Genomic DNA, 25,468 nt, shown 5'->3' with positions numbered 1-25,468 from the left:
GAGTGTAGTGAAGCGCTACGCCGAGAACAGGGCGTTTAACCGCAACACATATCAATTCACAGGGCCTGTCTGCAGCAAGGCAAATTTTGTTCGCGCGCCGCCGAATTCCATTGACAGTGACCTCTGCCGAATCGCTCTGCAGCCGGGCTCCATCATCGCGCAAAAGTCCATTCACCGGAAGCGTTGGGCGTATCGGCGCGACGGGCTGGCGTCGATTCAGCGAACTTACGTCAACTTCGTCTGTTGCATGGCTGCAATGCAAGCACGCCGCTTGAAAGGCGCCGACGGCAGTAATAGGTAGTCCACGAATAGTTAGCAACCTAATGATCAGCCAGGGTTACCAATGTCTCGCCACACTATGACGGAGAGGCTGTTCGACGAGATGTCGGCCTTCAACCGGCGGCTTCGATCGATGTTCGACATGCGGGCGAGGCAGACGGGGCTCACCCTGCCGCGCGCCCGCGTGCTCTTCGCGCTCAGCCGTCGCGGCCCGCTCAGCCAGACCGATCTTGCGCAGGAACTCGAAATCGAGACCCCAACGCTGGTGCGGGTGCTGGATGGCATGGAGAAACAGTCCCTCATCGAGCGGCGGGCTGAAGGCTCGGATCGTCGCGTCAAGCTCGTCCATGTGACCGAGGAAGGCACAGAGGTCGGCAGGAACGTCCAAGCCCTGGCCGCTGATTTGCGAGGACAACTGGTGGTCGACATAGATGAGCGGGATCTTGATGTGGCGTTGCGTGTTCTGCAGCGATTGAATGGCAATCTTTCGGACCTGAACACGGGGAAGGCGACTGATGACGAAGGCTGATACCGTGGCTGTAGAGGGAGCTCCTTCCGGTGCCGGGCCGGCTGCAGCGCCCGGAACGACGCTTGCCGCGACGCCTGGCCCTGCGGCGCCGCTCCCGCCGGGCAGCCCCATTCCCGTCGAGCAGAGGCCCGCCTGGTTGACCGGCCTCTACATCGCCTCCGGGCTGATGATGTTCCTCACCCAGGGGCTGGGCCTCAACATCGTCAACGTCAACCTCTACCAGCTGCAGGGGACGTTCTCGGCGACTGTTGCCGAGGTTGCGGCGCTGTCGGCTGCCTACATGTTCCCCTATGCCAGCCTGTCGCTGGCGCTGTTCAAGATCCGCGTCCAGTACGGCCTGCGTCCATTCGCCGAACTCAGCATCGCCGCCTTCGTGCTGGCATCCTGTCTCAATCTGTTCGTCACCGATCTGCATTCGGCGGTCGTCGTGCGCTTCGTCAGCGGCATGGCGGCAGCGCCTTTGTCGTCGCTCGGCTTTCTCTACATCCTCGAAGCCTTCCCACCGCAGCGCAAGCTGAACCTTGGCCTCAGCATTGCGCTGATGGGAACGCTTCTGGCCGCTCCCGCAGCCCGCATCATCTCGCCGACGCTGCTCGATTTCGACGGCTACCGGGCGCTCTACACGATGGAGCTCGGCCTGTCGCTGATCGCGCTGCCGATCATCTACCTGCTGCCGCTCACCCCGCCGCCACGCGCCAAGGTCATCCAGCGCACCGATGTATTCACCTATCTGCTGCTGGCGATCGGCCTCGGCTCGCTTGCCGTCTTCTTCACGCTCGGCCGTTTCTACTGGTGGCTGGAAGCACCATGGCTCGGCGTTCTGCTGGCGAGCGCGCTCGCCTTCCTCACCGCCTACGGGATGATCGAGCTGCGCCGCGAAAATCCGCTGCTCGACCTGCGCTGGATCTTCTCGCGCTCCAACCTGCATCTGGCCGCCGTGCTGATCATGTTCCGCGCCATCACGTCGGAGCAGTCGACCACCATCGTCAGCTTCTACCAGCAACTCGGGCTGCAGAACGACCAGATGACGTTCCTCTACGTGCTGATACTGATCGCATCGGTTCTCGGCGGACTCGTCTGCGCCGGCCTCATGCTGCGCGAAAGCACCGGCCTGGCGCACGTCATAGCGCTCAGCCTGATTGCAGCCGGCGCCTTCCTGGACAGCCAGTCGAACAATCTCACCCGCCCGGAGCAGATGTATCTCAGCCAGTCGATGATCGCCTTCGGTGCCGCGATGTTCCTGCCGCCGGTCATGGCCAAGGGATTTGCCTCGGCGATGGAGCGGGGGGCGCCGCATCTGGTGAACTTCATCACCATCTTCCTGTTCACCCAGATCACCGGCTCGGTCATCACCACCGCCTTCCTCGGCAGCTTCGTCACCATCCGCGAGAAGTTTCATTCCTCGATCCTCGTCGAGAACGTGCTGCTCACCAATCCGCAGGTCACCCAGCGCATCTCGCAGCTGGTCGGCGGCTACAGCCACACGATCACCGACCGAACGCTGCTCAACGCCGAAGGTCTGGCACTGCTTGGCCAGCAGGTTTCGCGCGAAGCCTATGTGCTCGCCTACAACGATACCTTCCTGCTGATCGGCTGCGTCACCATCGCCTCGCTCGTCATCCTTCTACTCCACCTTGCCTGGAACCGCTTCGCCGTGGCACGCTCCAAGCCCGCATCGGGCGAGGCAGGCATGGCACTACCCAAACAGGTCTGATCTCATGCTCAAACGTATCTTTTCGCCGGCAACCCTCATCGTCCTCCTGGTCGGCCTGACCGGCATAGGCCTCGTGCTCTATGCCTGGCGGCTGCCGCCGTTCACCAGCACCCTCGAAATGACCGACAACGCCTATGTTCGCGGTTACGTCACGGTGCTCAGCCCACAGGTGAGCGGCTACGTGGTGGACGTCCCGATCAAGGACTACCAGCGGGTCACGGAAGGCCAGCTGCTGGTGAAGATCGACGACCGCACCTACGTGCAGAAGCTGGCACAGGCCAATTCGACGCTGGAGAGCCAAAAGGCTGCACTCGCCAACTCGCATCAGCAGGAAGTCTCCGCGAACGCCAATATCGGCGCAAGCCAAGCGACCGTGGACAGCGCGCGGGCCGCTCTGAAACAGGCCCAGCTTGCCGCCGAACGCCAGCAAAACCTCAGTCGCAGCGGCGCCGGCGTCTTGAGCGCGCAGGAACAGTCCGCAGCCGAACTGGAGAAGGCACGCGCAGCGGTCGCCCAGGCGCAGGCGCAGCTCGAGGTATCCCGCCAGCAACTGACCACCATCGTCGTCAACCGCGGATCGCTGGAGGCTGCCGTGACCGGTGCCGAAGCTGCCGTCGAGCTTGCCAAGATCGATCTCGCCAACACCGAGATTCATGCACCGCGCGATGGCCGGGTCGGCGAGGTTGGGGTCCGCCTCGGCCAGTACGTGACCGCCGGCACGCAGCTTCTGGCGGTCGTGCCGTCGGAGGTCTGGGTGATCGCGAACTATAAGGAAACGCAGCTTGCCGGCATGCAGGTCGGCCAGCCGGTGGCGATCAGCGTCGATGCGCTGGGCCATCGTCAGCTGCGCGGCCGCATCGAACGTTTCGCGCCGGCGACCGCTTCGGAATTTGCAGTCATCCGGTCCGACAATGCGACCGGCAACTTCGTCAAGATCGCCCAGCGCGTCGGCGTGCGCATCTCGATCGATGCCGACCAGGAGTCTGCCAAGGACCTCGATCCCGGCATGTCGGTGGTGGTCAGGGTCGATACCTCGGCGGCTCCTGAGAACCGCTAAGGGTCAGAGAAGCTCGCAGCTACAGAAGATCCCCGAACGAAAAATGGCCCCGGACCAGTCAGGTCCGGGGCCATTTTCATGATGCTTGGCGGTCGATTATTCGTCGTCGCCTTCGCCGTCGCGGTCTGCATCCGGATCGAAGAAGTCTTCCGGACGCAGGGCGTCTTCGTCAACGCCGTAGATGGCGTCGGCCGAGGTAAGGCTTTCGCCCTGTGCCTGGCGCTCGGCTTCTTCCGGCGTACGAGCGACGTTGAGCTCGATTTCGATCTCGACTTCGGCATGCAGGTGGAGAACCACCTTGTGCAGGCCGATGGCCTTGATCGGGTTGTTGAGGTCGACCTGGCTGCGGCTGATGGCGAAGCCTTCGGCTGAGAGCACTTCAAGCACGTCGCGAGCGGCGACCGAACCGTAGAGCTGACCGGTTTCGCCGGCGGCGCGCACGACGATGAACGACTTGCCGTTCAGCGTTTCGGCAACCTGTTCGGCTTCCGACTTGCGCTCCAGGTTACGGGCTTCGAGCGTCGCACGCTCGGCTTCGAAGCGGGTCTTGTTGGCAGCGTTGGAGCGCAGTGCCTTGCCCTGCGGCAGCAGGAAGTTACGGGCGTAGCCGTCGCGAACCTTGACGGTTTCGCCCATCTGGCCGAGCTTGGAGATGCGTTCAAGTAGGATGACGTGCATCGTTGATGTTCCTTTCTATCAATCGGATGTGTTTGCTTTATCGGTATTGCGGGCCGGCGTCAGGGCGATCGTCCGGCGGGTATCGGAAAGGCCGATGATGAGGATGGCGATAGCCGGAAGCACCATCATCGTCGACAGGTAGACGAGCACCAGGGCCGGGACGCGCCAGTCCTTGCCCTTGGTGCGGTAGTGAAGAGAGGCGAAGCCGGCCATCAGGAAGCCGCCGCCGAACGTGCCGCAGATCGTTGCACCGATCATCGCCGGAACGCCGCCGAGAAAGGTCAGCACGATGCCGCCGAGAAACACGAAGATGGCGTTGCGGTTCATGCGCAGCGCCGATGGCATGTCCTCGCGCGGGCGAAGTGCACGGCCGCTGCGCGACACGATGCGGACCGCGAGGTAGAAGGCCGCAAACAGCAGGATCACCCACAGCCCACCCTGGATGAGCGGCAGCATCAGGACCGCCATCGCCTTGGTCTGGGCAATGCCGGCCGGATCCGGCACGAGACCGGCATCCTGGCTGTTGAAGCTGTCGACCATCACGTCGACCATCCGGTCGGTCAGTTCGGGGCCGTAGCCGATCGCCGCGCCGAGGATGACGACGGCAACCGTCACCAGCCCGCACAGATGCATCAGGATGTTGGAGATCGGATACCAGGCCACCAGGTCGTCCGGACCGCCGAGTTCCGATGCCGGGCGCGCCAGGTTTGCCAGGTGCGACAGCCAGCCGGCCGGGATCAGCGTGAAGATCGCCATCGCCAGCGCGAACATCGGCGATACCAGCAGGGCGCCGATGATGGCGGCGGTAACGATCGCGACGATGGCCGCGCGATTGCCCCAACCGAGGCCGGCGACCAGGACCGGAAGGGCGGAGGAGGCATAGAGGATCGAGGCGAACGACGGCTGCGCATTGGCGCCCAGCACGAGCAGGGCGGCGGCAATGCCGGCAAGGATGCCGGTTGTCAGCACTGTCTGGTTCAGTCCGGTCACGATCGCTGTCCTGCTGTCGAGCAGTTAGGGGAAGCTCCGGATCTCCGGTCCCCAACATGGGTTTTGTCCGCTGGCGCCGCTCCGGACGAACTCCGGTATCGCGCCGCGGCCTGTGTAGGATTCCGATCCGCGCCCAACGCGGAAGGGAGAAGGGAAGGCAGAGACTGCCTTCCCTTTCAGTCAGGTCCGATTAGGACAGAACGTAGGGCAGCAGGCCGAGGAAGCGGGCGCGCTTGATGGCCTGGGCCAGTTCGCGCTGCTTCTTCTGGGAAACGGCCGTGATGCGCGAAGGTACGATCTTGCCACGCTCGGAAATGTAGCGCTGCAGGAGGCGAACGTCCTTGTAGTCGATCCGCGGAGCGTTTGCGCCCGAGAAGGGGCAGGTCTTGCGGCGGCGATGGAACGGACGGCGTGCCGGAGCGGAGGATGATTCAGCCATGATGTGTTCTCCTTGAGCTCTCGATTAGGCGCGATCTTCGCGCGGACGGCGCTCGAAGCCGCCTTCACGCGGGCCACGGTCCGGACGCGGACCACGGTCGCCGAAGCCACCTTCGCGGCGCGGGCCACGATCGTCGCCGTCACGACGCGGACGGTCGTCGCGGTCGCGCTTCTGCATCATTGCAGACGGGCCTTCTTCGTGCTTCTCGACGGCAACCGTCATGTAGCGAAGAACGTCTTCGTTGATGCGCATCTGGCGCTCCATCTCATGCACGGCAGCAGCCGGTGCATCGATGTCCATGAGCGCGTAGTGAGCCTTGCGGTTCTTGTTGATGCGGTAGGTCAGGGACTTGAGGCCCCAGTTCTCTACACGCCCGACCTTGCCGCCGTTAGCTTCGAGGACGCCCTTGTACTGTTCGACGAGGGCATCAACCTGCTGTGCGGACATATCCTGCCGGGCAAGGAATACATGTTCGTAAAGAGCCATGGTAGCTTTGCCTTTTCTTGCGGTTGTCACACCCGGGTCCGGCGCTAAGCCTCAACGACTGCTCCTGTTCGGGTAACCGATGCAAGAAAAGCGTTGTTCGAGACGGTCGAGAGCGGAGACACGGGAGACCGGAACTCTCTAGTTCCTGCGGTTTCCGTTGCCGGAAACCAGCCCTCCGTTCAGCCACCAGCCAAATGACCGGGTGTTGTGAACAGCGCGCTTATACGGATTTCTCGCCAGAACGCAACACCGCAGGGCAGAATGTTGCGAGTGGATCGGCAGTGGCGCATCACGCGGATGTGTTTGCGAGACCTGTAACCGAGCAGCACCTGCACCCGTAGAAGATGTTGTCATCAATCGGAAACCTGGGAGAATCAGATGAAGACCAGAATGGTATCGGCACTGGCAGCCGGCTTCGTGGGCATGATCGCCTTGGCGACGACGACCGGCGCAGCCGAGTTGAAGCCCTATGATAAGGCGTCGTTTCAGGCGGCGCAGCAGAAGAACCAACCGATCGTCGTCGACGTCTGGGCGAGCTGGTGTCCGACCTGCAGGGCCCAGGAGCCGATCATCAAGACCCTGGCGGCGTCGCCGGACTTCTCCGAGCTGACGATCTTCCGGGTCGACTTCGACACGCAGAAGGACGTCGTGCGGGCCTTTGGCGCGCAGAGCCAGTCGACGCTGATCGCATTCAAGGGCAAGACCGAGACCTCGCGGTCGGTCGGTGACACGAGTGCGCAGAAGATCGAGGCGCTGTTCCGATCGACGGTAAAGAACTAGGCGATGGTCGGCTCCCTGTCGCTTGCGGCACTCGCGGGCCTGCTTTCGATCCTCTCCCCTTGCGTGCTGCCGCTCTTGCCGATCGTGTTGACGAGTGCTGCGAGCAAGCATCGGTATGGTCAGCTGGCGCTGGCGCTCGGCCTTGCCGGCTCGTTCGTCGCGATCGGCATGTTCGTGGCGACGATCGGTTTCGGCCTCGGCTTTGACCTCGCCTTCTTCCGCAGCTTCGCGGCGCTGATGATGATCGCCTTCGGCCTCGTGCTGATGGCGCCGTCCATGCAGACACGGCTGGCGGCCGCTGCCGGCCCGGTCGGCAACTGGGCCGAGCGCCGCTTCGGCGGTTTCGGCGAGGAGGGCTGGACGGGGCAGTTCCTGGTCGGCGTCCTGCTCGGTGCGGTCTGGAGCCCTTGCGTCGGACCGACGCTCGGCGCGGCCTCGGTGATGGCCGCGCAGGGGCAGAGCCTCGGTGAGGTATTCCTGACGATGGTCGCCTTCGGCATCGGTGCGGCAGCACCGCTTCTCCTGTTGGGGACCCTGTCGCGCGAGGCGATGCAGCGTTGGCGCGGCCGCCTGATGGATGCCGGCAAGACGATGAAGATCGGCCTTGGACTGCTGCTCGTGCTTGTCGGCCTGGCGGTTCTGACGGGGCTCGACAAGCTGGTCGAGACGCGCCTGGTGGAACTGTCGCCGGATTGGCTGACACGCCTGACGACACAGTTTTGAGATGGGTCCGAACCGGCGCAGTTTTTTGCAACCGCGCCGGTTTTCGTCAGATCGGTTTCGTCAGATCGGCATCGGGTACTGGCGGTGGATGTCGAAGATTCCCCTCATCACCTCATCGGAGAGAACCACGTCGGCGGCACCGATGTTGAGCTTCAGCTGCTCCATGGACGTGGCGCCGATGATCACCGACGTCATGAACGGCCGCGTGAGGCAGAAGGCGAGAGCCATCTGCGTCGGATCGAGATCGTGCCGACGCGCCAACTCGACATAGGCGCGCGTCACCGGCTCCTGGTGCGGCACAAGCCGTCCGCCGAGGTCGCCGTTGATCGATCCGCGCGAACCAGCCGGCTTGCCGCCGTCCAGATACTTGCCGGAGAGGATGCCGGCGGCGAGTGGCGAATAGGCAAGCAGGCCGACATCTTCGTGATGCGAAAGTTCCGCCAGGTCCAGGTCGAAGGTGCGGTAGAGCAGGCTGTATTCGTTTTGCACGGTTGCAACGCGCGGCAGGCCGAGCTTTTCGGCGATCGTCAGGAAGTTCTGGGTTCCCCAGGCCGTCTCGTTCGACAGGCCGATGGCGCGGATCTTGCCGGCCTTGACGCAATCGCCGAGCGCATCGAGCTTCTCGGTGATCTCGTCGCGGGTGCGGGACTTGTCCTGCTCGAACGGATTGTAATTCCAGGCGCCGCGGAAATGGTAGTGCCCGCGGTTCGGCCAGTGGATCTGGTAGAGGTCGATATAGTCGGTCTTCAGCCGGGACAGGCTCGCATCCACCGCCTGGCGGATGGTCTCGGCATTGATCGGCGCGCCGTTGCGGATATACGGACGGCCGGCGCCGGCGACCTTGGTTGCCAGCACCACCTTGTCACGGTTGCCGGTCTTCTCGAACCAGTTGCCGATCATCTTTTCGGTGTCGGTGTAGGTCTCGGGCGAAACCGGGGTCGTCGGATAGAGCTCGGCGGTATCGAAGAAGTTGACGCCCTGGTCCAGCGCGTAATCCATCTGTTGAAAGGCTTCCGCCTCGCTGTTCTGGGAGCCCCAGGTCATCGTGCCGAGGCAGATTTGCGACACCTTGATACCGGTGCGACCGAGCGTCTTGAAGTTCATGCAGATGTTTCCGTTTTGAGATGGTCTGATGGCTGGGGGGCGATGCGGAGAACCGCTGGCGACCTTGGGAAGGTCCTGGGGATTGGAGCGGATCGGGCATGACAAATGTAACCGGCTTTCGCCGCAAGGCAAGATCCGGCTCTCGCGGCAGGGAACGTGGCAACCAGGCAGAGGGCAATGATGGAGGAAATGAGGCAACTTTTTCCGGCGAAACGACTTTCTGCCTCAGTGGCCGTGTTCCATTGGTGTAGGAGAAAAGCATGAATGATGTGACGAAACAGCAGGCTGAGGCCCCCCCGGCAGACCTGTCGGCGCCGCCTCGACATGGCCGCTGGAAGCTGATCGGACCGGGGATCGTGGCGGCTGCCACGGGCGTCGGCGCCGGTGATCTGGTGGCGACTTTGATCGCCGGGTCGCGCTTCGGCTATGCGCTGCTGTGGGCTGCCGTCATCGGCTGCATCGTCAAGATTGCCCTGGCTGAGGGGTCCGCCCGTTACCACCTCGCCACCGGTTCCACCATGCTGGAGGGCTGGCGCTCGCTCGGCAAATGGACGAGCTGGTATTTCGGCATCTACATCATGATCTGGGGCTTCGTGTACGGCGCAACGGCGATGAGCGCCACGGCGCTGCCGCTCGCCGCCCTGTTTCCGGCGGTGCCGCTCTGGCTCTGGGCCATGCTGTGCGGTTCGATCTGCGCCGTCTTCGTCGCGCTCAACCGCTACGAGATGTTCGAGAACGTCATGAAGTTCTTCATCGGCTTGATGTTCGTCATTGTCGTCGGCGTGGCGCTGATGGTCGCGCCGAACATCGGCAACGCCCTGACGGGCCTCGTGCCGAGCATACCGGAAGGCTCGGTCGTCTACACGCTCGGCCTGATCGGCGGCGTCGGCGGCACCATCACCATGGCCTCCTACGGTTACTGGGTGAACGCCAAGGGCTGGCGCACGCCGGCCTGGATGGGCGTCATGCGCCTCGATAACCGCGTCTCCTACGCCATCACCGGCATCTTCGTGGTCGCCATGCTGATCATCGGCGCCGAAATGCTCTACACGGCGCAGATCACCCTCTCGACGGGCGACCGCGGCCTTCTCGACCTCGACGAGGTGTTGCGTGAACGGTTCGGGCCGGTCGTGTCGACAATCTTCCTCATCGGCTTCTTCGCCACCGCCATCTCCTCCATCCTCGGCGTCTGGCACGGCGTCTCGCTGCTGTTCGCCGACTTCGTCCACATCCTGCGTGGCGGCACGGGCCGCGGGCAGAACCTCGAAAAGACCAACGCCTTCCGCTTCTACCTCTTCTGGCTGACCATCCCGCCGATGGCACTGCTGTGGTTCGGTCGCCCGTTCACCCTCGTCATCGTCTACGGAGCGCTCGGTGCCTTCTTCATGCCGTTCCTGGCGCTGACGCTGATCTGGCTGCTCAACTCGTCGCGCGTCCCGAAGGAATGGCGCAGCGGCTGGGTATCGAACGGACTGCTCGGAGTGGCGGCACTGCTGTTCATCGTCCTGTGCATCAACGAGGTGATCGGCCTGGTTTCCGGGGGGTAGCGGGCAGCAGACGGCATCGTCCCCGTCCGGGAGCCTTGACTCTCCGGGCGGGAATGTGAATGGAGAGGCGAAAAGGGAAAGGAAACGGATCCCATGAGCATTGCATTTACATTCCCGGGCCAGGGCAGCCAGTCGGTCGGCATGAGCAAGGATCTCGCCGAGGCGTTCCCCGAGGCGCGTGCCGTTTTCGACGAGGTCGACGAGGCGCTCGATCAGAAGCTCTCCGAGATCATGTGGAATGGCCCGGAAGATCAGTTGACGCTGACGGCCAATGCACAGCCGGCGCTGATGGCTGTGTCGATGGCGGTCATGCGCGTGCTGGAGGCCAATGGTGTGAGGCTGGCCGACAAAGTCGCCTACGTCGCCGGCCATTCACTCGGCGAATATTCGGCACTGTGCGCCGCCGGCACCTTCAGCCTCTCCGATACCGCTCGCCTGTTGCGCACCCGCGGCAACGCCATGCAGTCGGCAGTCGCCGTCGGCGAGGGCGCCATGGCGGCGATCATCGGGCTGGAACATGCGGATGTCGAAGCCGTCTGCGCCGAAGTCCTGCCGGTCGGCATCTGCCAGATCGCCAACGACAATGGCGGAGGACAACTCGTCATCTCCGGCTCGAAGGCTGCCGTTGAAAAAGCCGCCGCACTGGCCTCGGAAAAGGGCGCCAAGCGTGCCATCATGCTGCCGGTTTCGGCACCTTTCCACTCCGACCTTATGGCACCGGCCGCAAGTGCCATGCAGCACGCGCTGGACCTGGTGACGAAGAATGATCCGGTAGTGCCGCTGATCGCTAACGTCCGGGCAGCTCCGGTGCGCGATGCCGGCGAGATCGCCCAGCTTCTCGTCACCCAGGTCACCGGCCAGGTGCGCTGGCGCGAGACTGTCGAGTGGTTCGGCGCCAACGATGTGACGACGCTCTACGAGATCGGCTCCGGCAAGGTGCTGACGGGCCTGGCGCGCCGCATAGACAAGAACGTCACCGGCATCGCGGTAAATACGCCTGCCGATATCGAAGCAGCGGTAAAGACGCTCCTCGGCTGAGAACAAAGGAATAGACGATGTTTGACTTGACCGGCCGCAAGGCCTTGGTGACGGGTGCGACCGGCGGCATCGGCGAAGAAATCGCCAGGCTGCTGCACGCACAGGGCGCAACCGTCGGCCTGCACGGAACGCGCGCCGAAAAGCTGGAGGCGCTGGCCGCCGAACTCGGCGAACGGGTGCACGTCTTCCCCGCCGATCTCAGTGATCGCGCCGCGGTAAAGGCGCTCGGCGAGAAGGCTGAAGCCGAACTTGGCGGCGTCGATATTCTTGTCAACAATGCCGGCATCACCAAGGACGGCCTGTTCGTGCGGATGAGCGACGAGGACTGGGACGCGGTTCTCGAGGTCAACCTCACGGCGACTTTCCGGCTGACGCGCGAGCTCACCCATCCGATGATGCGCCGCCGCTTTGGCCGCATCATCAACATCACCTCGGTGGTCGGCGTCACCGGCAATCCGGGGCAGGCCAATTACTGCGCCTCCAAGGCCGGCATGATCGGCATGTCGAAGTCGCTGGCCCAGGAAATCGCCACCCGCAACGTCACGGTCAACTGCATCGCCCCCGGCTTTATCGAGAGCGCCATGACCGGAAAGTTGAACGACAAGCAGAAGGAAGGCATTCTCGGGGTCATCCCGATGAAGCGGATGGGCGTCGGCGCCGACATCGCGTCTGCCGTCCTTTACCTGGCTTCCAACGAGGCCGGCTACGTCACCGGCCAGACGCTGCATGTCAACGGTGGCATGGCAATGATCTGAATGGTTTGCGCCCGCTGTCGGCCGTTGCTCGATTGCCTGTTGGCGGCGTGGCGGCGGGCGATTTTCGGGCTTTGCGGCGCGGTGAAACCGTGTTAAGCGGGCCATGACTGTGAACAGTCACCCCGAAGGTTGGCGTCCTCCATGCGTTTCGCGCATCATGGATCGCAACTTCTCTCGGGTGCGCGAGTTTGCCCTCGACCGGCCTCACCAGGCGGTTCGGGGGTTTTCAACAGGGTGCGGATGCCGTTACGGTAGTCCGAAAAGATAAAGGTCGAGGAAAACCGACATGAGCGATATCGCAGAGCGCGTTAAGAAAATTGTCATTGATCATCTCGGCGTTGACGCCGACAAGGTTGTCGAAGGCGCAAGCTTCATCGACGATCTGGGCGCTGACTCCCTCGACACCGTCGAACTCGTCATGGCTTTCGAAGAAGAGTTCGGCGTTGAAATCCCGGACGACGCTGCTGACTCGATCCTGACGGTCGGCGATGCCGTGAAGTTCATCGAAAAGGCTCAGGCCTGATTTCGATCGATATCTGAGAGCTCCCTCGCTTGGGAAGTTCTTTGGCGGCCCGGCATGTTCGGGCCGTTTTATTGACGTGATATAACATAGAACATGCGGGGTGGGACGCTGGCATGAGGCGTGTCGTTATCACCGGTACCGGTATGGTATCTCCTCTGGGCTGTGGCACTGAAGTGAGCTGGTCGCGTCTGATCGCCGGCCAGAATGCAGCGCGCCGCGTCACCGAGTTCGAAGTCGAAGACCTTCCTGCCAAGATCGCCTGCCGCATTCCGCTCGGCGACGGTTCCGACGGAACGTTCAGTGCCGACAACTGGATGGAGCCCAAGGAACAGCGCAAGGTCGATCCGTTTATCATCTACGGCATGGCAGCCGCCGACATGGCGCTTGAAGATGCCGGCTGGCACCCGCAGACCGACGAAGATCAGTGCGCCACCGGCGTGCTCATCGGCTCCGGCATCGGCGGCATCGAAGGCATCGTCGAAGCGGGCTATACGCTCCGCGACAAGGGGCCGCGCCGCATCTCGCCCTTCTTCATTCCGGGTCGCCTGATCAACCTGATTTCCGGCCACGTGTCGATCCGTCACAAGCTGCGCGGTCCAAACCATTCTGTCGTGACGGCCTGTTCCACGGGCGCGCACGCGATCGGCGATGCGAGCCGTCTGATTGCCTTCGGTGATGCCGACGTGATGGTGGCAGGTGGCGCAGAATCGCCGATCAGTCGCATCTCGCTTGCCGGTTTTGCTGCCTGCAAGGCGCTGTCCACGCAGCACAACGATGACCCCACAAGGGCATCGCGTCCCTATGACAGGGACCGCGACGGTTTCGTCATGGGCGAGGGCGCCGGCATCGTCGTGCTCGAGGAACTCGAGCACGCCAAGGCGCGTGGCGCCAAAATCTACGCTGAAGTGATCGGCTACGGTCTGTCGGGTGATGCGTTCCACATCACGGCTCCGTCGGAAGACGGCGACGGTGCCTTCCGCTGCATGACCGCGGCCCTGAAGCGTGCCGGTCTCGGCGCGTCGGACATCGACTACATCAACGCCCATGGCACCTCGACCATGGCCGACACGATCGAACTCGGTGCCGTGGAGCGGCTGGTCGGCGGATCCGCCTCCAGGATCTCGATGTCGTCGACTAAATCGGCGGTTGGTCACCTTCTGGGTGCCGCCGGCGCTATCGAAGCGATCTTTTCGGCGCTCACCATTCGCGATAACGTCGTGCCTCCGACGCTCAACCTCGACAATCCCGATGTCGAGACGGCGATCGATCTCGTTCCGCACGTGGCGCGCAAGCGGCAGGTGGATGTTGCATTGTCGAACTCGTTCGGTTTCGGCGGCACCAACGCCTCGCTCGTGCTTCGGCGCTACGAAGGCTGAGACTGCGAGACGGGTCTGCCCGGCCTCGGATTGTTGATCCGCGGCCGGGTTGTCGTCGTCTTCTGAACCCTGTTTTCGCCGCATTGCTTGGTCATGGACCAACGATGAGAGAACCTCAGAAGGAGTGCCGGTAATCGACATGAACAGCAGCAGCGATCAGGCTTCCGGCCGCGATGCCGGCCAGGGCGGCGGGCCTTTCATGCCGAAGTCGCCGAACGAGGCTTTGAAGCCGGAACGGGTTCCGGAGCCGCCGCGGCGCTCGAAGAAGGCGCGCAGCCAGATCGTCATTTTCCTCAACTTCCTCATGACGATGGTCGTTCTCGGCTGTATCGCGGCGATCGCCGCCTTCTATTACGTCGTCACCTCCTACCAGAACCCGGGTCCGCTCGAGACCAACACGCATTTCACCGTGCGCGAAGGCTCCGGTCTGGCGGAAATCGCCCAGAGCCTGGAGCGTAACGGCATCGTCTCCGACGGGCGGATCTTCCGCTACATGACGGCAAGCAACCTGCGGGACGGGGCGACGTTGAAGGCCGGCGAATACGAGATCAAGGCCGGCGCCTCGATGAAGGATGTCGCCACCCTGCTCGAATCCGGCAAGTCGATTCTCTATTCCGTCTCGATGCCGGAAGGTCTGACGGTCCAGCAGATGCTGAGCCGACTGTCGGAAGATTCTGTGCTGGAAGGCGACCTGCCCAACGAGCATCCGCCGGAAGGCAGCCTGCGGCCCGATACCTACAAGTTCTCGCGCGGCACGCGGCGCAGCGAGATCCTGTCGCAGATGCGGGTTGCCCAGGAGCGCCTCGTCGACCAGATCTGGGAGAAGCGCGATCCCGACCTGCCGATCAAGACGAAGCAGGAATTCGTCGTTCTGGCGTCGATCGTCGAAAAGGAAACCGGCAAGGATGACGAGCGGGCGCATGTCGCTTCGGTCTTCATCAACCGCCTGAACAAGGGCATGCGCCTGCAGTCCGACCCGACGATCATCTACGGCATCTTCGGCGGCGCGGGTAAGCCCTCCGACCGGCCGATCCTGAAATCGGATCTCGACAAGCAGACGCCTTACAACACCTACCAGGTACGCGGCCTGCCGCCGACGCCGATCGCAAATCCTGGTCGCGCTGCGCTGGAAGCGGTTGCCAATCCGTGGCGCACCAACGACCTATATTTCGTCGCCGACGGCAGCGGCGGTCATGTGTTCGCTGCGACGCTTGACGAGCACAATGCCAATGTCCGCCGCTGGCGCAAGATTGAGGCGGATCGCACCGCTGCGGGCGGCGCCGATCAGGAATTGTCGGACGGGCTTCCCGGCGGCGCGGACGCCGAAAAGCCGCCGAAAGGCAACTAGGAGACAGGCCGCCGCTCGGCGGCCTTTTTCGTTCGGAAGGGTCTTATGACGACTGTGCAATCGATGACCGGTTTTGCCCGCCGGGAGGGCACGACGGGGCGCTATCGCTGGGCTTGGGAGCTGCGCTCGGTCAATGGCAAGGGGCTGGATGTGCGGCTGCGGCTGCCGCCCGGCTTGGATCTCCTGGAGACCGAAGTCCGCCGCCGTATCGCGGCTGAACTCGGGCGCGGCAATATCCAGGCGTCGCTGTCGCTTGGCTACAGCGAGCCGAAGATCGAAGCGGTGCTCAACCGCGATGCGCTGGCGGCGCTGCAGGTCTTGCGGAGCGAGCTTGGCGATCTGGTTGACCCTTCGCCGCTACGCCTCGACAGCCTTCTCTCGATCCGCGGGCTCGTCGAGTTCAAGGAGGCGGAAGACGATGCCGAGGCTGTGTCTGTCCGGGATGCGGCAATCCTCGACGGGCTCGACCTAGCGCTGGAGGATCTGGTCACCATGCGGCGCAGCGAGGGGGCAGCGCTTGCGGCGATCTTGAGCGGCCAGGTGCGGACCATTGAAGCGCTGACGGCGACGGTTGAAAACGATCCCTCGCGATCGTCGGAGGAGATTGCCCGCCGTCTGTCGGCTCAATTGTCGACGCTGCTGGAGAGCGGCGGCTCGGGGCTCGACCGCGACCGTCTCTACGGCGAGGTGGCACTGCTTGCGACGAAGGCGGACCTGCGCGAGGAGATCGACCGGTTGAAGGCGCATGTGGCGGCGGCGGACGATCTATTGGCCCGAGGCGGACCTATCGGCCGGCGGCTCGATTTTCTTGCACAGGAATTTAACCGCGAGTCCAATACAATCTGTTCCAAATCCAACTCGGCTGCGGTAACCGCGGCAGGCATCGAATTGAAAGTCGTGATCGACCAGTTCCGAGAACAGGTCCAGAATTTGGAGTAGTCCATGAGCCCGGCGCAGTCCTCGCCCATCAAGATCGCCCGTCGTGGCCTGATGCTGGTTCTGTCTTCGCCGTCTGGCGCGGGCAAGTCGACCATCGCGGGCAATCTGCTGCGCGATGACCACAGCCTGGAGATCTCGGTCAGCGTCACGACCAGGACGAAGCGCCCGAGCGAGATCAACGGCAAGCACTACCACTTCATCACCATCCCGCAGTTCGAGCGCATGCGCGACAGCGGCGAGCTGCTGGAATGGGCGGAAGTGCATGGCAATTTCTATGGCACGCCTCGTGAGCCTGTGGAGGCCGCCATGGCCGAGGGTCGGGACATGCTGTTCGACATCGACTGGCAGGGCGCCCTGCAGCTGCAGGACAAGATGAAGGCCGACATCGTTTCGATCTTCGTGCTGCCGCCCAGCATGACGGAGCTGCAGTCGCGCTTGCACCGTCGCGCCGAGGATACCGAAGAGGTGATCCGCACCCGGCTGCTGAACTCTCGCGCCGAGATCGAGCACTGGCGTGAATACGACTACGTCATCGTCAACGACGACCTGGACGAGGCTTTCGGCCATGTCAGCTGCATCGTCAACGCCGAGCGCATCCGTCGCGACCGGCGCCACGGCCTGTTCGATTTCGTGCGGGACCTTCTGGAAGAAGAGCCGGTGCTTTAGGCCTGATAGTGTCCGCTTCGCCTGGGGCCGCCACCGGCGGCCTCAGAGTGCGTTCGCCAGCCTGACGAACTCTTCCACCGACAATGTCTCGGCCCGCCGCTGCGGATCGATATCGGCCTTCTGCAGCAACGCCTCACCACCAAGCGACTTGACGCTTTGGCGCAGCATTTTTCGTCGCTGGCCGAATGCGGCCATCGTCACGCGCTCGAGCTTTGCGACGTCGCAGGGCAGGGGGTTGTCGCGCGGCGTCAGGTGGACGACCGTCGACGTTACCTTCGGCGGCGGGGTGAAGGCCTGTGGCGGCACATCGAACGCCATCCGCGCCTCCGTGCGCCAGCCGCACAGCACGCCCAGCCGGCCGTAATGGTCATCATCTTCTTCGGCGACGATCCGCTGGCCTACTTCCTTCTGGAACATCAGCGTCATCGACTGCCAGAACGGCGGCCACGTCGCTGGAAGCAGCCAGTTGACGAGCAGTTGAGTCCCTACATTGTAGGGAAGGTTGGCGATGATACGCACTGGACCATCCGGCACGAGAGAGGCGAAATCGGTCTTCAGCGCATCGCCCTCGATCACCTCCAGCCGCCCCGGATAGTGGCTCTCGATTTCCGCCAGTGCCGGCAGGCATCGCGGATCGCGTTCGACCGCGATCACCTTCTTGGCGCCGAGCGACAGGATCGCCCGGGTCAGCCCACCGGGTCCGGGTCCGACCTCGATGACTGTGACGCCTTCAAGCGGTCCGGCTGTCCGGGCGATCTTCTGGGTGAGGTTCAGGTCGAGGAGAAAGTTCTGGCCGAGCGCCTTGCGGGCGTCGAGGCCGAACCGGTCGATGACGTCGCGGAGCGGCGGAAGTCCGTCGAGAGTGGCCATTAATGCTGCAATCCTGCCTGGGCCGCCAGTTCGCCGGCCAGCCGCAGGGCGGCAACCAGGCTGCTTTCCCGCGCGATACCCTTGCCGGCCAGGCTGAAGGCAGTGCCATGATCCGGCGAGGTGCGGATGAACGGCAGGCCGAGTGTGACATTGACACTGTCATCGAAGCCGAGCGCCTTGGCAGGGATGAGAGCCTGGTCGTGATACATGCAGATCGCCACGTCGTATCGCGTGCGCGCTTCGTCGTGGAACATCGTATCCGCCGGCAACGGACCGACGGCGTTGATTCCCTCCCGACGGAGGATCTCGATCGCCGGTTCTATCATATCGAGATCTTCCCTGCCGATTGCGCCGTCTTCGCCGGCATGCGGGTTGAGGCCGGCAATCGCCAGACGCGGATGCAGGAGCCCGAAACGGTGGCGAAGGTCATGAGCGGCGATCCGGCACGTTTCCAGGATGAGATCCTCGTTCAGCGCTGTCGCTACGTCCTTGAGCGGAATGTGGATGGTGACCGGGATTGCCCGCAGTTTCGGCCCGGCGAGCATCATTACCGGCCGGCATGGCCGACCCGTCGCCCGCTCTGCGAGATCCGCCAGGAATTCCGTATGCCCGGGAAAGCCGAAGCCTGCTTCATAGAGGACGGACTTGGCGATCGGATTGGTAACCGTGGCGCTCGCCTCGCCGGAGAGCGACAGCGCGACAGCCGTCTCGATCGCTGTGATCGTGCTGCGTGCCGAGGCGACATGTGGACGACCGGCCTCGATTTCCGAACCGATCTTGATCGGCAGGACGGGGAGGGCATCGGCGAAGATTGAGCATGCGGTGGCAGCGGTGGCTTCGCTGATCGGAAGATCGATCTCGATCATGCGAGCCCGTGCGGCAAGCGCATCCGGATCGCCGATGTAGACGAAGGGCTGCAGGGAAAGCTCGTGTCGCCGCATCCACGCGGCGATGGTGATGTCAGGGCCGATCCCGGCGGGATCGCCCTGCGTCAGGGCCAGCGGCCGGTCTGATCTGCCGGCGGGGCTCAAGGATAGACGATCTGCGCCTTCTTACGCAGTTCCTCAAGATACTTCGCCTCGTTGGCGCTTTCGCCGTCCTTCTTTTCTTTGCCCAGGTCTTCGGCGCGGAACACGACTTCCGCCGCCGCGTCATCGGAAACCTGACGCTGGGTGCAGATCGCCAGGAATTCGACGCCGCGTTCGGTGACGCGGGACTGGGTGGTGCCGTTGCCGGATACCTTCTCGATGAACGGCTTCCAGTCTTCCGGAAGCTCAGGCTTCATCACCCGGCCGAGATCGCGGATCGACACGTCGAGCATGGTCTTGGCGAAGTCCTTGGCCTGGTCGCAGCCCGGGAACTTCGAACGCGAGGCTTCGGCTTCCTTCTGGCGCTTGCCGAGGATGGCGTTGCGCTTGGCAGCCGGCACGACGAAGATCACCTGCTTGAGGTAATATTCGGTAGTGACCGGCTTTTCCTTGTTCTGCATCATCCGCTTGACGAGCTCTTCCGACGACATCTTGCCGACGCCGTAACGGGAGTTGACGAGCCGCGGCCAGCTCATCTGCACGGCGATGAACGCCTTGAAGTGGTCCGCACCTACGCCTGCCTGGCTGAGGATGCCGGTCATCTGCGTGACGTTCATCTTGTTGCTGGCGGCAAACCGCTCGAACGCCTTGTCGACGTCCTCGGTGCTCACCGAGCCTCTAACACGGGCGATCTCGTCGCGCTTCAGGGCTTCGTCGACCAGCTGGTCACGGGCCATCTTCTGCAGATTGCCGGTGCGCCGCTGCAGCTTCAGGAATGCGACGCGCTTGGCAACGTCGGTATTGGTAATCGGCGTCTTGTTGACGACCGCAGCCACCTGGGTCGCAGCGAACGCGTTCTGCTGCACCGGTTCTACGACAAAGGAGACGGCGAGTGCTGTGGCGGCAAGGGCGACACGCCTCCATGCTACGCTGGCAAACATCTATCTCGTCCTTCCTGGCATACGCACGGCCGTCCCGGCCGCGCTTCTGTCGCGTTTAGATCAGCCGCTGGATTGCATACTTCATGCGGCGAAACAATGACGATTGGAACAAACCGCCTGCGTCGACGGCTATTCCTCGTCGAGATCAGTCGATCCGACGGCGATTTCGCCGAGGGTTCGGAAGCTCAACCGTGCCGTGACCGTCCAGTCGTCGGCATCGGCGCTGTCCGGCTGATCCGTATAGGCGACCGTAAACACCGTGCACTCGTCGGCATAGGTGACGCCCAGGCCGCGCCGAATGACCTCGTTCTTGTTGATGTCCCAGGTCGTCGATCCCGACAGCGACCACTGCTCGTTGATGCGCAGCGAGCTTGCCGTCTTCAGATACTCCGCTTCCTTCTGGAAGCCGTAGTCCGGCTGGGCCTGGATGTTGGTGTAGACGACAGCGCCACTGACGCGCGGCAGAGCGTAGGTCAATGCCACGTCGGCACGCTCCAGCTCGAAGCTCTTCTCGTCGAAACGGCCCTGGCCCTGCACGCTGTAACCCTGCGGCAGATCGACGGCTGCAAGCGCGACGTAGTCCGACGCATCCGATTCGAGACCGGACTGAGCCCCGACATTCAGGAGGTCCGGCGTATCGAACGAGTTCGTCCCGGCCAGGTGGTAGGACTGGCCGAACAGGCCGCGCAGGCCGATGCCGTTGTCGAACGTGCCGGTGTAGCGGATGCCGACATTGGCGCGTGTACCGCCCTCGACCCTGTCATAGCCTGAGAACTTGTCGCGCTCGAACAACGAGGTGGCATCGAAGACGAAGCTTTGCGCGTCCTCGTTCGGCAGTCCGCCGGCCATCTGTTCGTCCGGACGTGCGAAGATCTGGGCCACCGGCTCCAGCACGTGGCTGCTCGTCGCCGTGGTCATCAGGATCGGGTAGCGGGCTTCGAGACCGGCCGTGAGCATGTAGCGGGATGCGCCACCCGCACCCTCGAAGTCGCCGCCGTAGGTGTAATTTCTATAGGCCGCAGCATTTGCGTCGTAGCCAAGGAAGCTAGGTGCGCTGTCGCCGGTATGACGGATCCCGTCGCCTCGTGCTGCCAGGATCGGCGTAAGAAGCAGACCCTCGTCGGTGGTGAACGTCCGCTTCCACTCGGCTTCCGTGGTGAAGCGGGTGTAGCTGCCTTCCAGGCCGCGGAAACGGGCGGACGAACCTTCAGTATAGAAGTCATCCTGCTTGCGCGACAGGTTGGTGAAGTTGCTTGTGATCGACAGCTGGCCGCCGTAGATCGGTTCCGGTGCGTAATAGGTGTAGTCAAGCGACGGATAGACGACGGCCTGCTGCTTTTCGGCAGTGCGGGCATAGTCCGTATCTTGAACGTCGAAGTAGTAGTTGTGCAGTTCGAACGAATTGCGCGTTCCGAGCCCGTTCAGGTAGATGTCGTTGGTGAACGGCGTCGTGTTGTAGCCGGCAAGCCTGTAGGTTTTCGAAAAATTGTTGTCGGACTGGAGCATGACGTTCCATCCGAAGGTCCAGCGCGGATTGATCTCGAAGCGGCCCTTGGAGGCGATCATGCCGCGCTGATCGGCGCGTTCGTCGCTGGAGCCCTTGTCGAACGTGCCGGGGCTCTTCTGGTCGATACCCGCCACCCGCAGCGTGTGCTCGCCGGTCTCGAATCGGTTGCGCAACTCGCCCGCCAGCAAAAGGCCCTGCTTCGTGTAGTAGGTAGGGCTGATCGTTGCGTCCATGCTCGGCGAGAAGACATGGTAATAGGGAACGGTCAGGCCGAAGCCGAGCTTCTGCGTCACGCTCATGCGCGGAAACAGGATGCCCGACTTGCGCTCGACGGTCTCGTCCGGAACCGTGATCGGGAAGGGCAGCCTGCCCAGCGAGAATCCGAACAGTTCGAATTGCGCGCGCTCCAGGCGAATCGTGTGGGCCTTGCCGTCGCGGATAACCTTCTGTGCCTTCACCTGCCACAGTGGCGCGCGGTCGGGACGCGCAGCACACGGAAGGCAGGCGGTGTAGACGCCGTTGTTCAGCACCATCTTTTCTTCCGGCAGGCGCTCGGCGCTCTCTGCCGCAAGACGGGTATTGTCAGTCGTTTCGACGCGCAGCGAGTTGACGAATCCCTCGCCGAAATTGTCCGTCACATCCAGCGAATCCGCATAGATGCGGTTGCCGCCCGGCTCGATCAGCTCGATGTTGCCGGTGGCCATCACGCGGCCGCTCTTCTGATCGTATTCGACGCGCTGCGCCACCATCCGGTAGCTGTTGTAGTTGATCTGCACGCCGCCGACGGCAGTGACGCGCTCGGCATCCTGATTATAGGTGAGTTCGTTCGCCCGCAGGAGCATCTTTGCTCCATCGGCGACTTCCGGCGCCAGGGGAGATCCCTGCGCCATAACGGTCGACGGGTAGACGGCCGTCATGGCCACAGCCGTGCTGGTCAGCAGGGCTGCGAGAAGCCGTCTGATAGTCCCGCGGTCATTTACCGCCACTAGCCATCCTCCTGATGAAGCAGAATTGTTGCCCCGAGTGCCATCGCGACGACGACTGGAACCCAGACCGCCACGAAGGGTGGAACAACTCCGCTGCTCCCGAATGCCCTTACGAGCACCGTCACGACATAAAGCACGAAGCCACACACGATTCCACCCAGAATCACCGAGCGCGACTGCGCCATACGGCTGAAGCGAAGGGAAACGGTTGCGGCGATGAGGGTCATCGCCACCAAGAGAAGCGGCAGCGACAACAAGGAATGGAATTGGGTCTCGAGCGCCTTGGTCGAGATACCGAAAGACCGAGCTACTTCGATTTTTCGTAAAATGTCAAAGAAAGCAACGCTTTCCGGTTTGGTATTGCTCTCCTGAAGGAATTCTCGCTTCAGATTGGTGCGCACCTGTGCCGTCGGCTTGCGGGTCGGCGGCGAGCCGGTACGCGTTTCCAGAACGTTGTTAAGGTTCCAATAACCATCTTCCAAGGTCGCTGTCGCTGCATCCTGTCTCATGACGATGCGGCCGTCCTTGTCGAAATGGAACAGCACCACGTCGAACAGCTGAGTCCCGCCGTCCTCGTAGCCCTTGGCACCGATGACCGTATCGTTGTCATTGCTGATCTGGCGGATCCACGGCAGGAAGTTGGAGGCCTTGGCGGCATTGCTGGCCTTGCGCCAGTCCGTCTCCATCAGGCTGGCCTTGCTCTGGCCCCAGGCGGAGATCGGATTGATGACGGCCATGGCGAAGACGCCGATCAGGAAGGCACCGACGACGAACGGCATGACGAACTGCCAGACGGACAATCCGGCGGCGCGGGCGACGACCAGTTCGGAGCGCCGGTTAAGCGCAATCAGCGTCGTCATGCCGATGAACAGCGTCAGCGTCGGGATCGTCTGCTGGAAGATCAGCGGCAGCCGCAGCGTGCTCATCAGCAGGCCGCCGGGCACCGTATAGCCGACGAAGCCCGACATGCGCCGGCTCGTCTCGCTGAAATCCGCAAGGAAGATGATGCCGCAGACGCCGATGAAGAACCAGATTGCGGTGATCACATAGCGTTTGAAGAAGTAGCGGCTGAGGGTTACCGGAATCATGCGGCGCCTCCCTTGGATCCGCTTGCACCATTCACCAGACGGTTACGGGCCTTGCCCACCCAGCGTCCGGTGAAATCGGTGAGGAGCGACGGCATGGTCAGCTGCCGGTTGGTTGCCAGCATGAAGATCGCCAGCAGGCCGAAGGCGATCGGCACGCCGTAGATGAGCGGGGTGATGCTGTAATTGTTTCGGCTGAGATTGGTGACGTAGAAGGTGAGCCAGCGCAGCGCAAAGCAGATCGCCAGCGCAACGACCATCGGATGCAGCCGGGCGCGGCGGCTCGAGCGTGCGCCGCCTGTCACCACCAGCGACAGGAGCGCGAAGACGATCGGCAGGATCCAGTCGGACAGGCGCCGGTGCAGTTCGGCCCGGAAGCTGCCGGGGGAGGCGAGGAAGGTCTTGTCCGTCGGGTCGGGGTTCAGCAGGAACGCCAGGCTGCGGTCGCTGGAGAAGACCGGCGCTTCACCGGTCGATTCGGTCATCGACGAAAGATCGAACGCATAGGAGACGAACTTGACGATCGAGATGCGACCGTCCTTGGCCTTCCGGTGTACTTCGCCGTCACGCATCGTCAGCGTCTTGCCGTCTTCGGCGATCGAGCCTTCGCGCGCGTAATAGATGAGGTCCCAGTTCGGATCGCGGTAGTCGACCAGGAAGATGCCGGTCAGCACGCGATTCGAATGTCGCTCCGAGATCTGCACGTAGAGGCCTTCTTCGATACTGCGGAAGGTCTTTTCCTCGATCACCGAGGACAACAGGTCTGCATAGGCCTCGGCGACCATCTCGCGGGCGCTGACACGCGACGCGGGCTCGACGAAGTTGGTGATCAGGAAGGAGAACGCGGCCATCAGGACGGCAAGCAGGATCACCGGCCGATAGATCACCGAGCGGGCCGATCCGGCCGCATCGATGACTGCCAGCTCCGAATCATTGTTCATCGCGTTCAGCGTCTGCGTCACGCCGATGACGATGGCGAACGGCAGGACCACCGGGATGATCGTCGGCAGGATGAATGTCGCAAGCGTCGCGAACGAACCGATCGACTGACCGGTATCCGTCACCAGATTGATGCGACCGAGCACCTGGATCGTCCAGATGATGGTCAGCACCGGCAACAGGGTAACCAGGAACATCTGGAACGCGCGCCGGAAGATGTAGAGCTCAAGAAGTTTCATAGAGATCCGCCACGCCGTCCTGTCATCGCGGCGCTAGCCGGCATCTAAGCAATTTCAGGGAAGAATGCGACAGCTCAAACGTCACAAAGCTGTTTGCTGAGTACGTTTTCTCGCGCTCTGTGTCATTTCGAAATACGTCGCGACTGCGGCGTAGATCACGCATGACGACAGGAAGCCCAGAAGCACGTCGGAGAGGTAGTGGCCGCCGAAGGTGATGCGCAAAGCCGGCGAGATCAGGCAGAACGCGATGATCGGCGGCGCGAAGATCAGCCGCAGGCGAGGCGGAAGAAGAACCACCAGGCAGGCGATCCAGCCGGCGCCGGCGGCTTCGCCGGAAATGAACGAACAGTTGTTGATGCAGCCGCCATCAAGGGTCCCGGCGGCGGTGAACACCTGGTGGCCACCGAAAAGGTCGGTTTCATAGGGACGCGGGCGCCCAGAAATGGTCTTCAGAATGAGGTTGACGAGCAGATAGGGCCCGAGGCCGAAGGCGATCAGCGCGATCGAGTACTGCCGCGTCTTCACCGGATTGTAGGTCGCCCCGTGATGCTGGAGGTTGCGAATCAGCAGGACTAGCAGGGTGATCGCCGAGAGCGCCGGCAGGTAGAAGAAGATCTTGCGCACGGCGATCAGCGCGCCTTCGCTCGCATACGGAAACAGGCCGCAGATACGCGCCGTGTGCGCCGACGCGGTGCAGGTGATCTCCTGAAAGAAGGCCCGTGCAACCACGATGTCGAGCTGCGGCACGGCGTAGAAGAACGCCAGAAGAAGCCACCAGAGCGCCAGCAGGGTGACGAGCCAGGCCTGGGGCCGACTGAACAGAACCCGGAGGCGCCGTTTCGAAAACGGCCGACGTGTCTGGTAGATGTATGCCAAAACGGGTTTGCCTCGATTGCCAGCGT

At 62.9% G+C, this 25,468-nt stretch carries 25 protein-coding genes; 13 read left to right on the top strand and 12 right to left on the bottom strand.

Annotated elements, in window-relative coordinates; all coding sequences use genetic code 11:
- Positions 1-382: 382 nt before the first annotated feature.
- The 3 genes from ACR65N_RS02325 to ACR65N_RS02315 are packed head-to-tail and all read left to right on the top strand — an operon-like array spanning position 383 to position 3,579.
- On the top strand, positions 383-808 hold the full coding sequence (locus tag ACR65N_RS02325) for a MarR family winged helix-turn-helix transcriptional regulator (protein ID WP_440455571.1): 426 nt from the start codon (positions 383-385) through the stop codon (positions 806-808).
- The gene (locus ACR65N_RS02320) at positions 795-2,522 is read left to right on the top strand and encodes an MFS transporter (protein ID WP_440455570.1); all 1,728 of its coding nucleotides are present in this window, start codon (positions 795-797) and stop codon (positions 2,520-2,522) included. The genes ACR65N_RS02325 and ACR65N_RS02320 overlap by 14 nt, the downstream gene beginning before the upstream one ends.
- 4 nt (positions 2,523-2,526) lie before the next feature.
- Positions 2,527-3,579, top strand: coding sequence for an HlyD family secretion protein (locus tag ACR65N_RS02315; RefSeq protein WP_440455569.1), 1,053 nt, complete (start codon positions 2,527-2,529; stop codon positions 3,577-3,579).
- Positions 3,580-3,675: 96 nt separating this feature from the next.
- Here ACR65N_RS02315 and rplI read toward each other — a convergent pair whose 3' ends face one another.
- The 4 genes from rplI to rpsF form a co-directional block, all read right to left on the bottom strand.
- A complete protein-coding gene (gene rplI, locus ACR65N_RS02310) occupies positions 3,676-4,257 on the bottom strand; it encodes a 50S ribosomal protein L9 (RefSeq protein ID WP_430305301.1) in 582 nt (193 codons plus the stop codon).
- Positions 4,258-4,275: 18 nt separating this feature from the next.
- The gene (locus ACR65N_RS02305) at positions 4,276-5,247 is read right to left on the bottom strand and encodes a YybS family protein (RefSeq protein WP_440455568.1); all 972 of its coding nucleotides are present in this window, start codon (positions 5,245-5,247) and stop codon (positions 4,276-4,278) included.
- A gap of 190 nt (positions 5,248-5,437) precedes the next feature.
- Positions 5,438-5,686: a 30S ribosomal protein S18 gene (gene rpsR, locus ACR65N_RS02300; protein WP_430305297.1), complete on the bottom strand. Its 249-nt coding sequence runs from the start codon at positions 5,684-5,686 to the stop codon at positions 5,438-5,440.
- 24 nt (positions 5,687-5,710) lie between these two features.
- Positions 5,711-6,172 (bottom strand): 30S ribosomal protein S6, encoded by a 462-nt coding sequence (rpsF, locus tag ACR65N_RS02295; protein ID WP_440455567.1) that lies wholly within the window; start codon positions 6,170-6,172, stop codon positions 5,711-5,713.
- A 378-nt stretch (positions 6,173-6,550) separates the two neighbouring features.
- On the opposite strand from rpsF, the gene ACR65N_RS02290 reads away from it, so the two are divergent.
- On the top strand, positions 6,551-6,952 hold the full coding sequence (locus tag ACR65N_RS02290; RefSeq protein ID WP_440455566.1) for a thioredoxin family protein: 402 nt from the start codon (positions 6,551-6,553) through the stop codon (positions 6,950-6,952).
- A 3-nt stretch (positions 6,953-6,955) separates the two neighbouring features.
- Complete coding sequence (locus ACR65N_RS02285; protein WP_440455565.1) at positions 6,956-7,675, top strand: cytochrome c biogenesis CcdA family protein; 720 nt, start codon at positions 6,956-6,958, stop codon at positions 7,673-7,675.
- Between the two features lie 60 nt (positions 7,676-7,735).
- Here the strand turns inward: ACR65N_RS02285 and ACR65N_RS02280 are convergent, their stop codons facing one another.
- Positions 7,736-8,779 (bottom strand): aldo/keto reductase, encoded by a 1,044-nt coding sequence (locus tag ACR65N_RS02280; RefSeq protein WP_440455564.1) that lies wholly within the window; start codon positions 8,777-8,779, stop codon positions 7,736-7,738.
- Between the two features lie 260 nt (positions 8,780-9,039).
- Here ACR65N_RS02280 and ACR65N_RS02275 point away from each other — a divergent pair, with 260 nt between their 5' ends.
- From ACR65N_RS02275 to gmk, 8 genes are all read left to right on the top strand, one after another.
- Positions 9,040-10,326: an Nramp family divalent metal transporter gene (locus ACR65N_RS02275; protein ID WP_440455563.1), complete on the top strand. Its 1,287-nt coding sequence runs from the start codon at positions 9,040-9,042 to the stop codon at positions 10,324-10,326.
- A 93-nt stretch (positions 10,327-10,419) separates the two neighbouring features.
- Positions 10,420-11,364: an ACP S-malonyltransferase gene (gene fabD, locus ACR65N_RS02270; protein WP_440455562.1), complete on the top strand. Its 945-nt coding sequence runs from the start codon at positions 10,420-10,422 to the stop codon at positions 11,362-11,364.
- A 17-nt stretch (positions 11,365-11,381) separates the two neighbouring features.
- Entirely contained in the window at positions 11,382-12,119 is a 738-nt protein-coding gene (gene fabG, locus ACR65N_RS02265; RefSeq protein WP_440455561.1) for a 3-oxoacyl-[acyl-carrier-protein] reductase, read from the top strand.
- A 286-nt stretch (positions 12,120-12,405) separates the two neighbouring features.
- Complete coding sequence (locus tag ACR65N_RS02260) at positions 12,406-12,642, top strand: acyl carrier protein (RefSeq protein ID WP_003502080.1); 237 nt, start codon at positions 12,406-12,408, stop codon at positions 12,640-12,642.
- 113 nt (positions 12,643-12,755) lie between these two features.
- Positions 12,756-14,018 carry a beta-ketoacyl-ACP synthase II gene (fabF, locus tag ACR65N_RS02255; RefSeq protein WP_440455560.1) on the top strand — a complete coding sequence of 421 codons (1,263 nt, stop codon included), beginning with the start codon at positions 12,756-12,758 and terminating at the stop codon, positions 14,016-14,018.
- A 139-nt stretch (positions 14,019-14,157) separates the two neighbouring features.
- Positions 14,158-15,366: an endolytic transglycosylase MltG gene (mltG, locus tag ACR65N_RS02250; RefSeq protein ID WP_440455559.1), complete on the top strand. Its 1,209-nt coding sequence runs from the start codon at positions 14,158-14,160 to the stop codon at positions 15,364-15,366.
- Between the two features lie 45 nt (positions 15,367-15,411).
- Positions 15,412-16,305 carry a YicC/YloC family endoribonuclease gene (locus tag ACR65N_RS02245; protein ID WP_440455558.1) on the top strand — a complete coding sequence of 298 codons (894 nt, stop codon included), beginning with the start codon at positions 15,412-15,414 and terminating at the stop codon, positions 16,303-16,305.
- Positions 16,306-16,308: 3 nt separating this feature from the next.
- Positions 16,309-16,971, top strand: a complete 663-nt coding sequence (gene gmk, locus ACR65N_RS02240) for a guanylate kinase (protein ID WP_440455557.1) — start codon at positions 16,309-16,311, stop codon at positions 16,969-16,971.
- Positions 16,972-17,013: 42 nt separating this feature from the next.
- On the opposite strand, the gene rsmA is transcribed toward gmk, so the two are convergent.
- The 7 genes from rsmA to ACR65N_RS02205 form a co-directional block, all read right to left on the bottom strand.
- Entirely contained in the window at positions 17,014-17,841 is an 828-nt protein-coding gene (rsmA, locus tag ACR65N_RS02235; RefSeq protein ID WP_440455556.1) for a 16S rRNA (adenine(1518)-N(6)/adenine(1519)-N(6))-dimethyltransferase RsmA, read from the bottom strand.
- On the bottom strand, positions 17,841-18,872 hold the full coding sequence (gene pdxA / locus ACR65N_RS02230) for a 4-hydroxythreonine-4-phosphate dehydrogenase PdxA (RefSeq protein WP_440455555.1): 1,032 nt from the start codon (positions 18,870-18,872) through the stop codon (positions 17,841-17,843). The genes rsmA and pdxA overlap by 1 nt, the downstream gene beginning before the upstream one ends.
- A complete protein-coding gene (locus ACR65N_RS02225; RefSeq protein ID WP_440455554.1) occupies positions 18,869-19,810 on the bottom strand; it encodes a SurA N-terminal domain-containing protein in 942 nt (313 codons plus the stop codon). The genes pdxA and ACR65N_RS02225 overlap by 4 nt, the downstream gene beginning before the upstream one ends.
- Positions 19,811-19,939: 129 nt before the next feature.
- On the bottom strand, positions 19,940-22,303 hold the full coding sequence (locus ACR65N_RS02220) for an LPS-assembly protein LptD (RefSeq protein ID WP_440455553.1): 2,364 nt from the start codon (positions 22,301-22,303) through the stop codon (positions 19,940-19,942).
- Positions 22,303-23,391, bottom strand: coding sequence for an LPS export ABC transporter permease LptG (lptG, locus tag ACR65N_RS02215; RefSeq protein ID WP_440455552.1), 1,089 nt, complete (start codon positions 23,389-23,391; stop codon positions 22,303-22,305). The genes ACR65N_RS02220 and lptG overlap by 1 nt, the downstream gene beginning before the upstream one ends.
- Positions 23,388-24,566, bottom strand: a complete 1,179-nt coding sequence (gene lptF / locus ACR65N_RS02210) for an LPS export ABC transporter permease LptF (RefSeq protein ID WP_440455551.1) — start codon at positions 24,564-24,566, stop codon at positions 23,388-23,390. The genes lptG and lptF overlap by 4 nt, the downstream gene beginning before the upstream one ends.
- An 81-nt stretch (positions 24,567-24,647) precedes the next feature.
- Positions 24,648-25,442, bottom strand: a complete 795-nt coding sequence (locus tag ACR65N_RS02205) for a phosphatase PAP2 family protein (RefSeq protein ID WP_440455550.1) — start codon at positions 25,440-25,442, stop codon at positions 24,648-24,650.
- Positions 25,443-25,468 lie beyond the last annotated feature (26 nt).

The organism is Rhizobium sp. SAFR-030, assembly GCF_059415005.1.
Note: the sequence above shows the minus strand (reverse complement) of the source record. Positions and strands in the feature narration are given on the sequence as shown.

Excerpts from the sequence above, each read along its gene's own strand:
- ACR65N_RS02325 (WP_440455571.1), top strand. The coding sequence starts at position 383 with ATGTCGGCCTTCAACCGGCGGCTTCGATCGATGTTCGACATGCGGGCG.
- ACR65N_RS02320 (WP_440455570.1), top strand. The coding sequence starts at position 795 with ATGACGAAGGCTGATACCGTGGCTGTAGAGGGAGCTCCTTCCGGTGCC.
- ACR65N_RS02315 (WP_440455569.1), top strand. The coding sequence starts at position 2,527 with ATGCTCAAACGTATCTTTTCGCCGGCAACCCTCATCGTCCTCCTGGTC.
- rplI (WP_430305301.1), bottom strand. The coding sequence starts at position 4,257 with ATGCACGTCATCCTACTTGAACGCATCTCCAAGCTCGGCCAGATGGGC.
- rpsR (WP_430305297.1), bottom strand. The coding sequence starts at position 5,686 with ATGGCTGAATCATCCTCCGCTCCGGCACGCCGTCCGTTCCATCGCCGC.
- rpsF (WP_440455567.1), bottom strand. The coding sequence starts at position 6,172 with ATGGCTCTTTACGAACATGTATTCCTTGCCCGGCAGGATATGTCCGCA.
- ACR65N_RS02290 (WP_440455566.1), top strand. The coding sequence starts at position 6,551 with ATGAAGACCAGAATGGTATCGGCACTGGCAGCCGGCTTCGTGGGCATG.
- ACR65N_RS02285 (WP_440455565.1), top strand. The coding sequence starts at position 6,956 with ATGGTCGGCTCCCTGTCGCTTGCGGCACTCGCGGGCCTGCTTTCGATC.
- ACR65N_RS02280 (WP_440455564.1), bottom strand. The coding sequence starts at position 8,779 with ATGAACTTCAAGACGCTCGGTCGCACCGGTATCAAGGTGTCGCAAATC.
- ACR65N_RS02275 (WP_440455563.1), top strand. The coding sequence starts at position 9,040 with ATGAATGATGTGACGAAACAGCAGGCTGAGGCCCCCCCGGCAGACCTG.
- fabD (WP_440455562.1), top strand. The coding sequence starts at position 10,420 with ATGAGCATTGCATTTACATTCCCGGGCCAGGGCAGCCAGTCGGTCGGC.
- fabG (WP_440455561.1), top strand. The coding sequence starts at position 11,382 with ATGTTTGACTTGACCGGCCGCAAGGCCTTGGTGACGGGTGCGACCGGC.
- ACR65N_RS02260 (WP_003502080.1), top strand. The coding sequence starts at position 12,406 with ATGAGCGATATCGCAGAGCGCGTTAAGAAAATTGTCATTGATCATCTC.
- fabF (WP_440455560.1), top strand. The coding sequence starts at position 12,756 with ATGAGGCGTGTCGTTATCACCGGTACCGGTATGGTATCTCCTCTGGGC.
- mltG (WP_440455559.1), top strand. The coding sequence starts at position 14,158 with ATGAACAGCAGCAGCGATCAGGCTTCCGGCCGCGATGCCGGCCAGGGC.
- ACR65N_RS02245 (WP_440455558.1), top strand. The coding sequence starts at position 15,412 with ATGACGACTGTGCAATCGATGACCGGTTTTGCCCGCCGGGAGGGCACG.
- gmk (WP_440455557.1), top strand. The coding sequence starts at position 16,309 with ATGAGCCCGGCGCAGTCCTCGCCCATCAAGATCGCCCGTCGTGGCCTG.
- rsmA (WP_440455556.1), bottom strand. The coding sequence starts at position 17,841 with ATGGCCACTCTCGACGGACTTCCGCCGCTCCGCGACGTCATCGACCGG.
- ACR65N_RS02225 (WP_440455554.1), bottom strand. The coding sequence starts at position 19,810 with ATGTTTGCCAGCGTAGCATGGAGGCGTGTCGCCCTTGCCGCCACAGCA.
- lptG (WP_440455552.1), bottom strand. The coding sequence starts at position 23,391 with ATGATTCCGGTAACCCTCAGCCGCTACTTCTTCAAACGCTATGTGATC.
- lptF (WP_440455551.1), bottom strand. The coding sequence starts at position 24,566 with ATGAAACTTCTTGAGCTCTACATCTTCCGGCGCGCGTTCCAGATGTTC.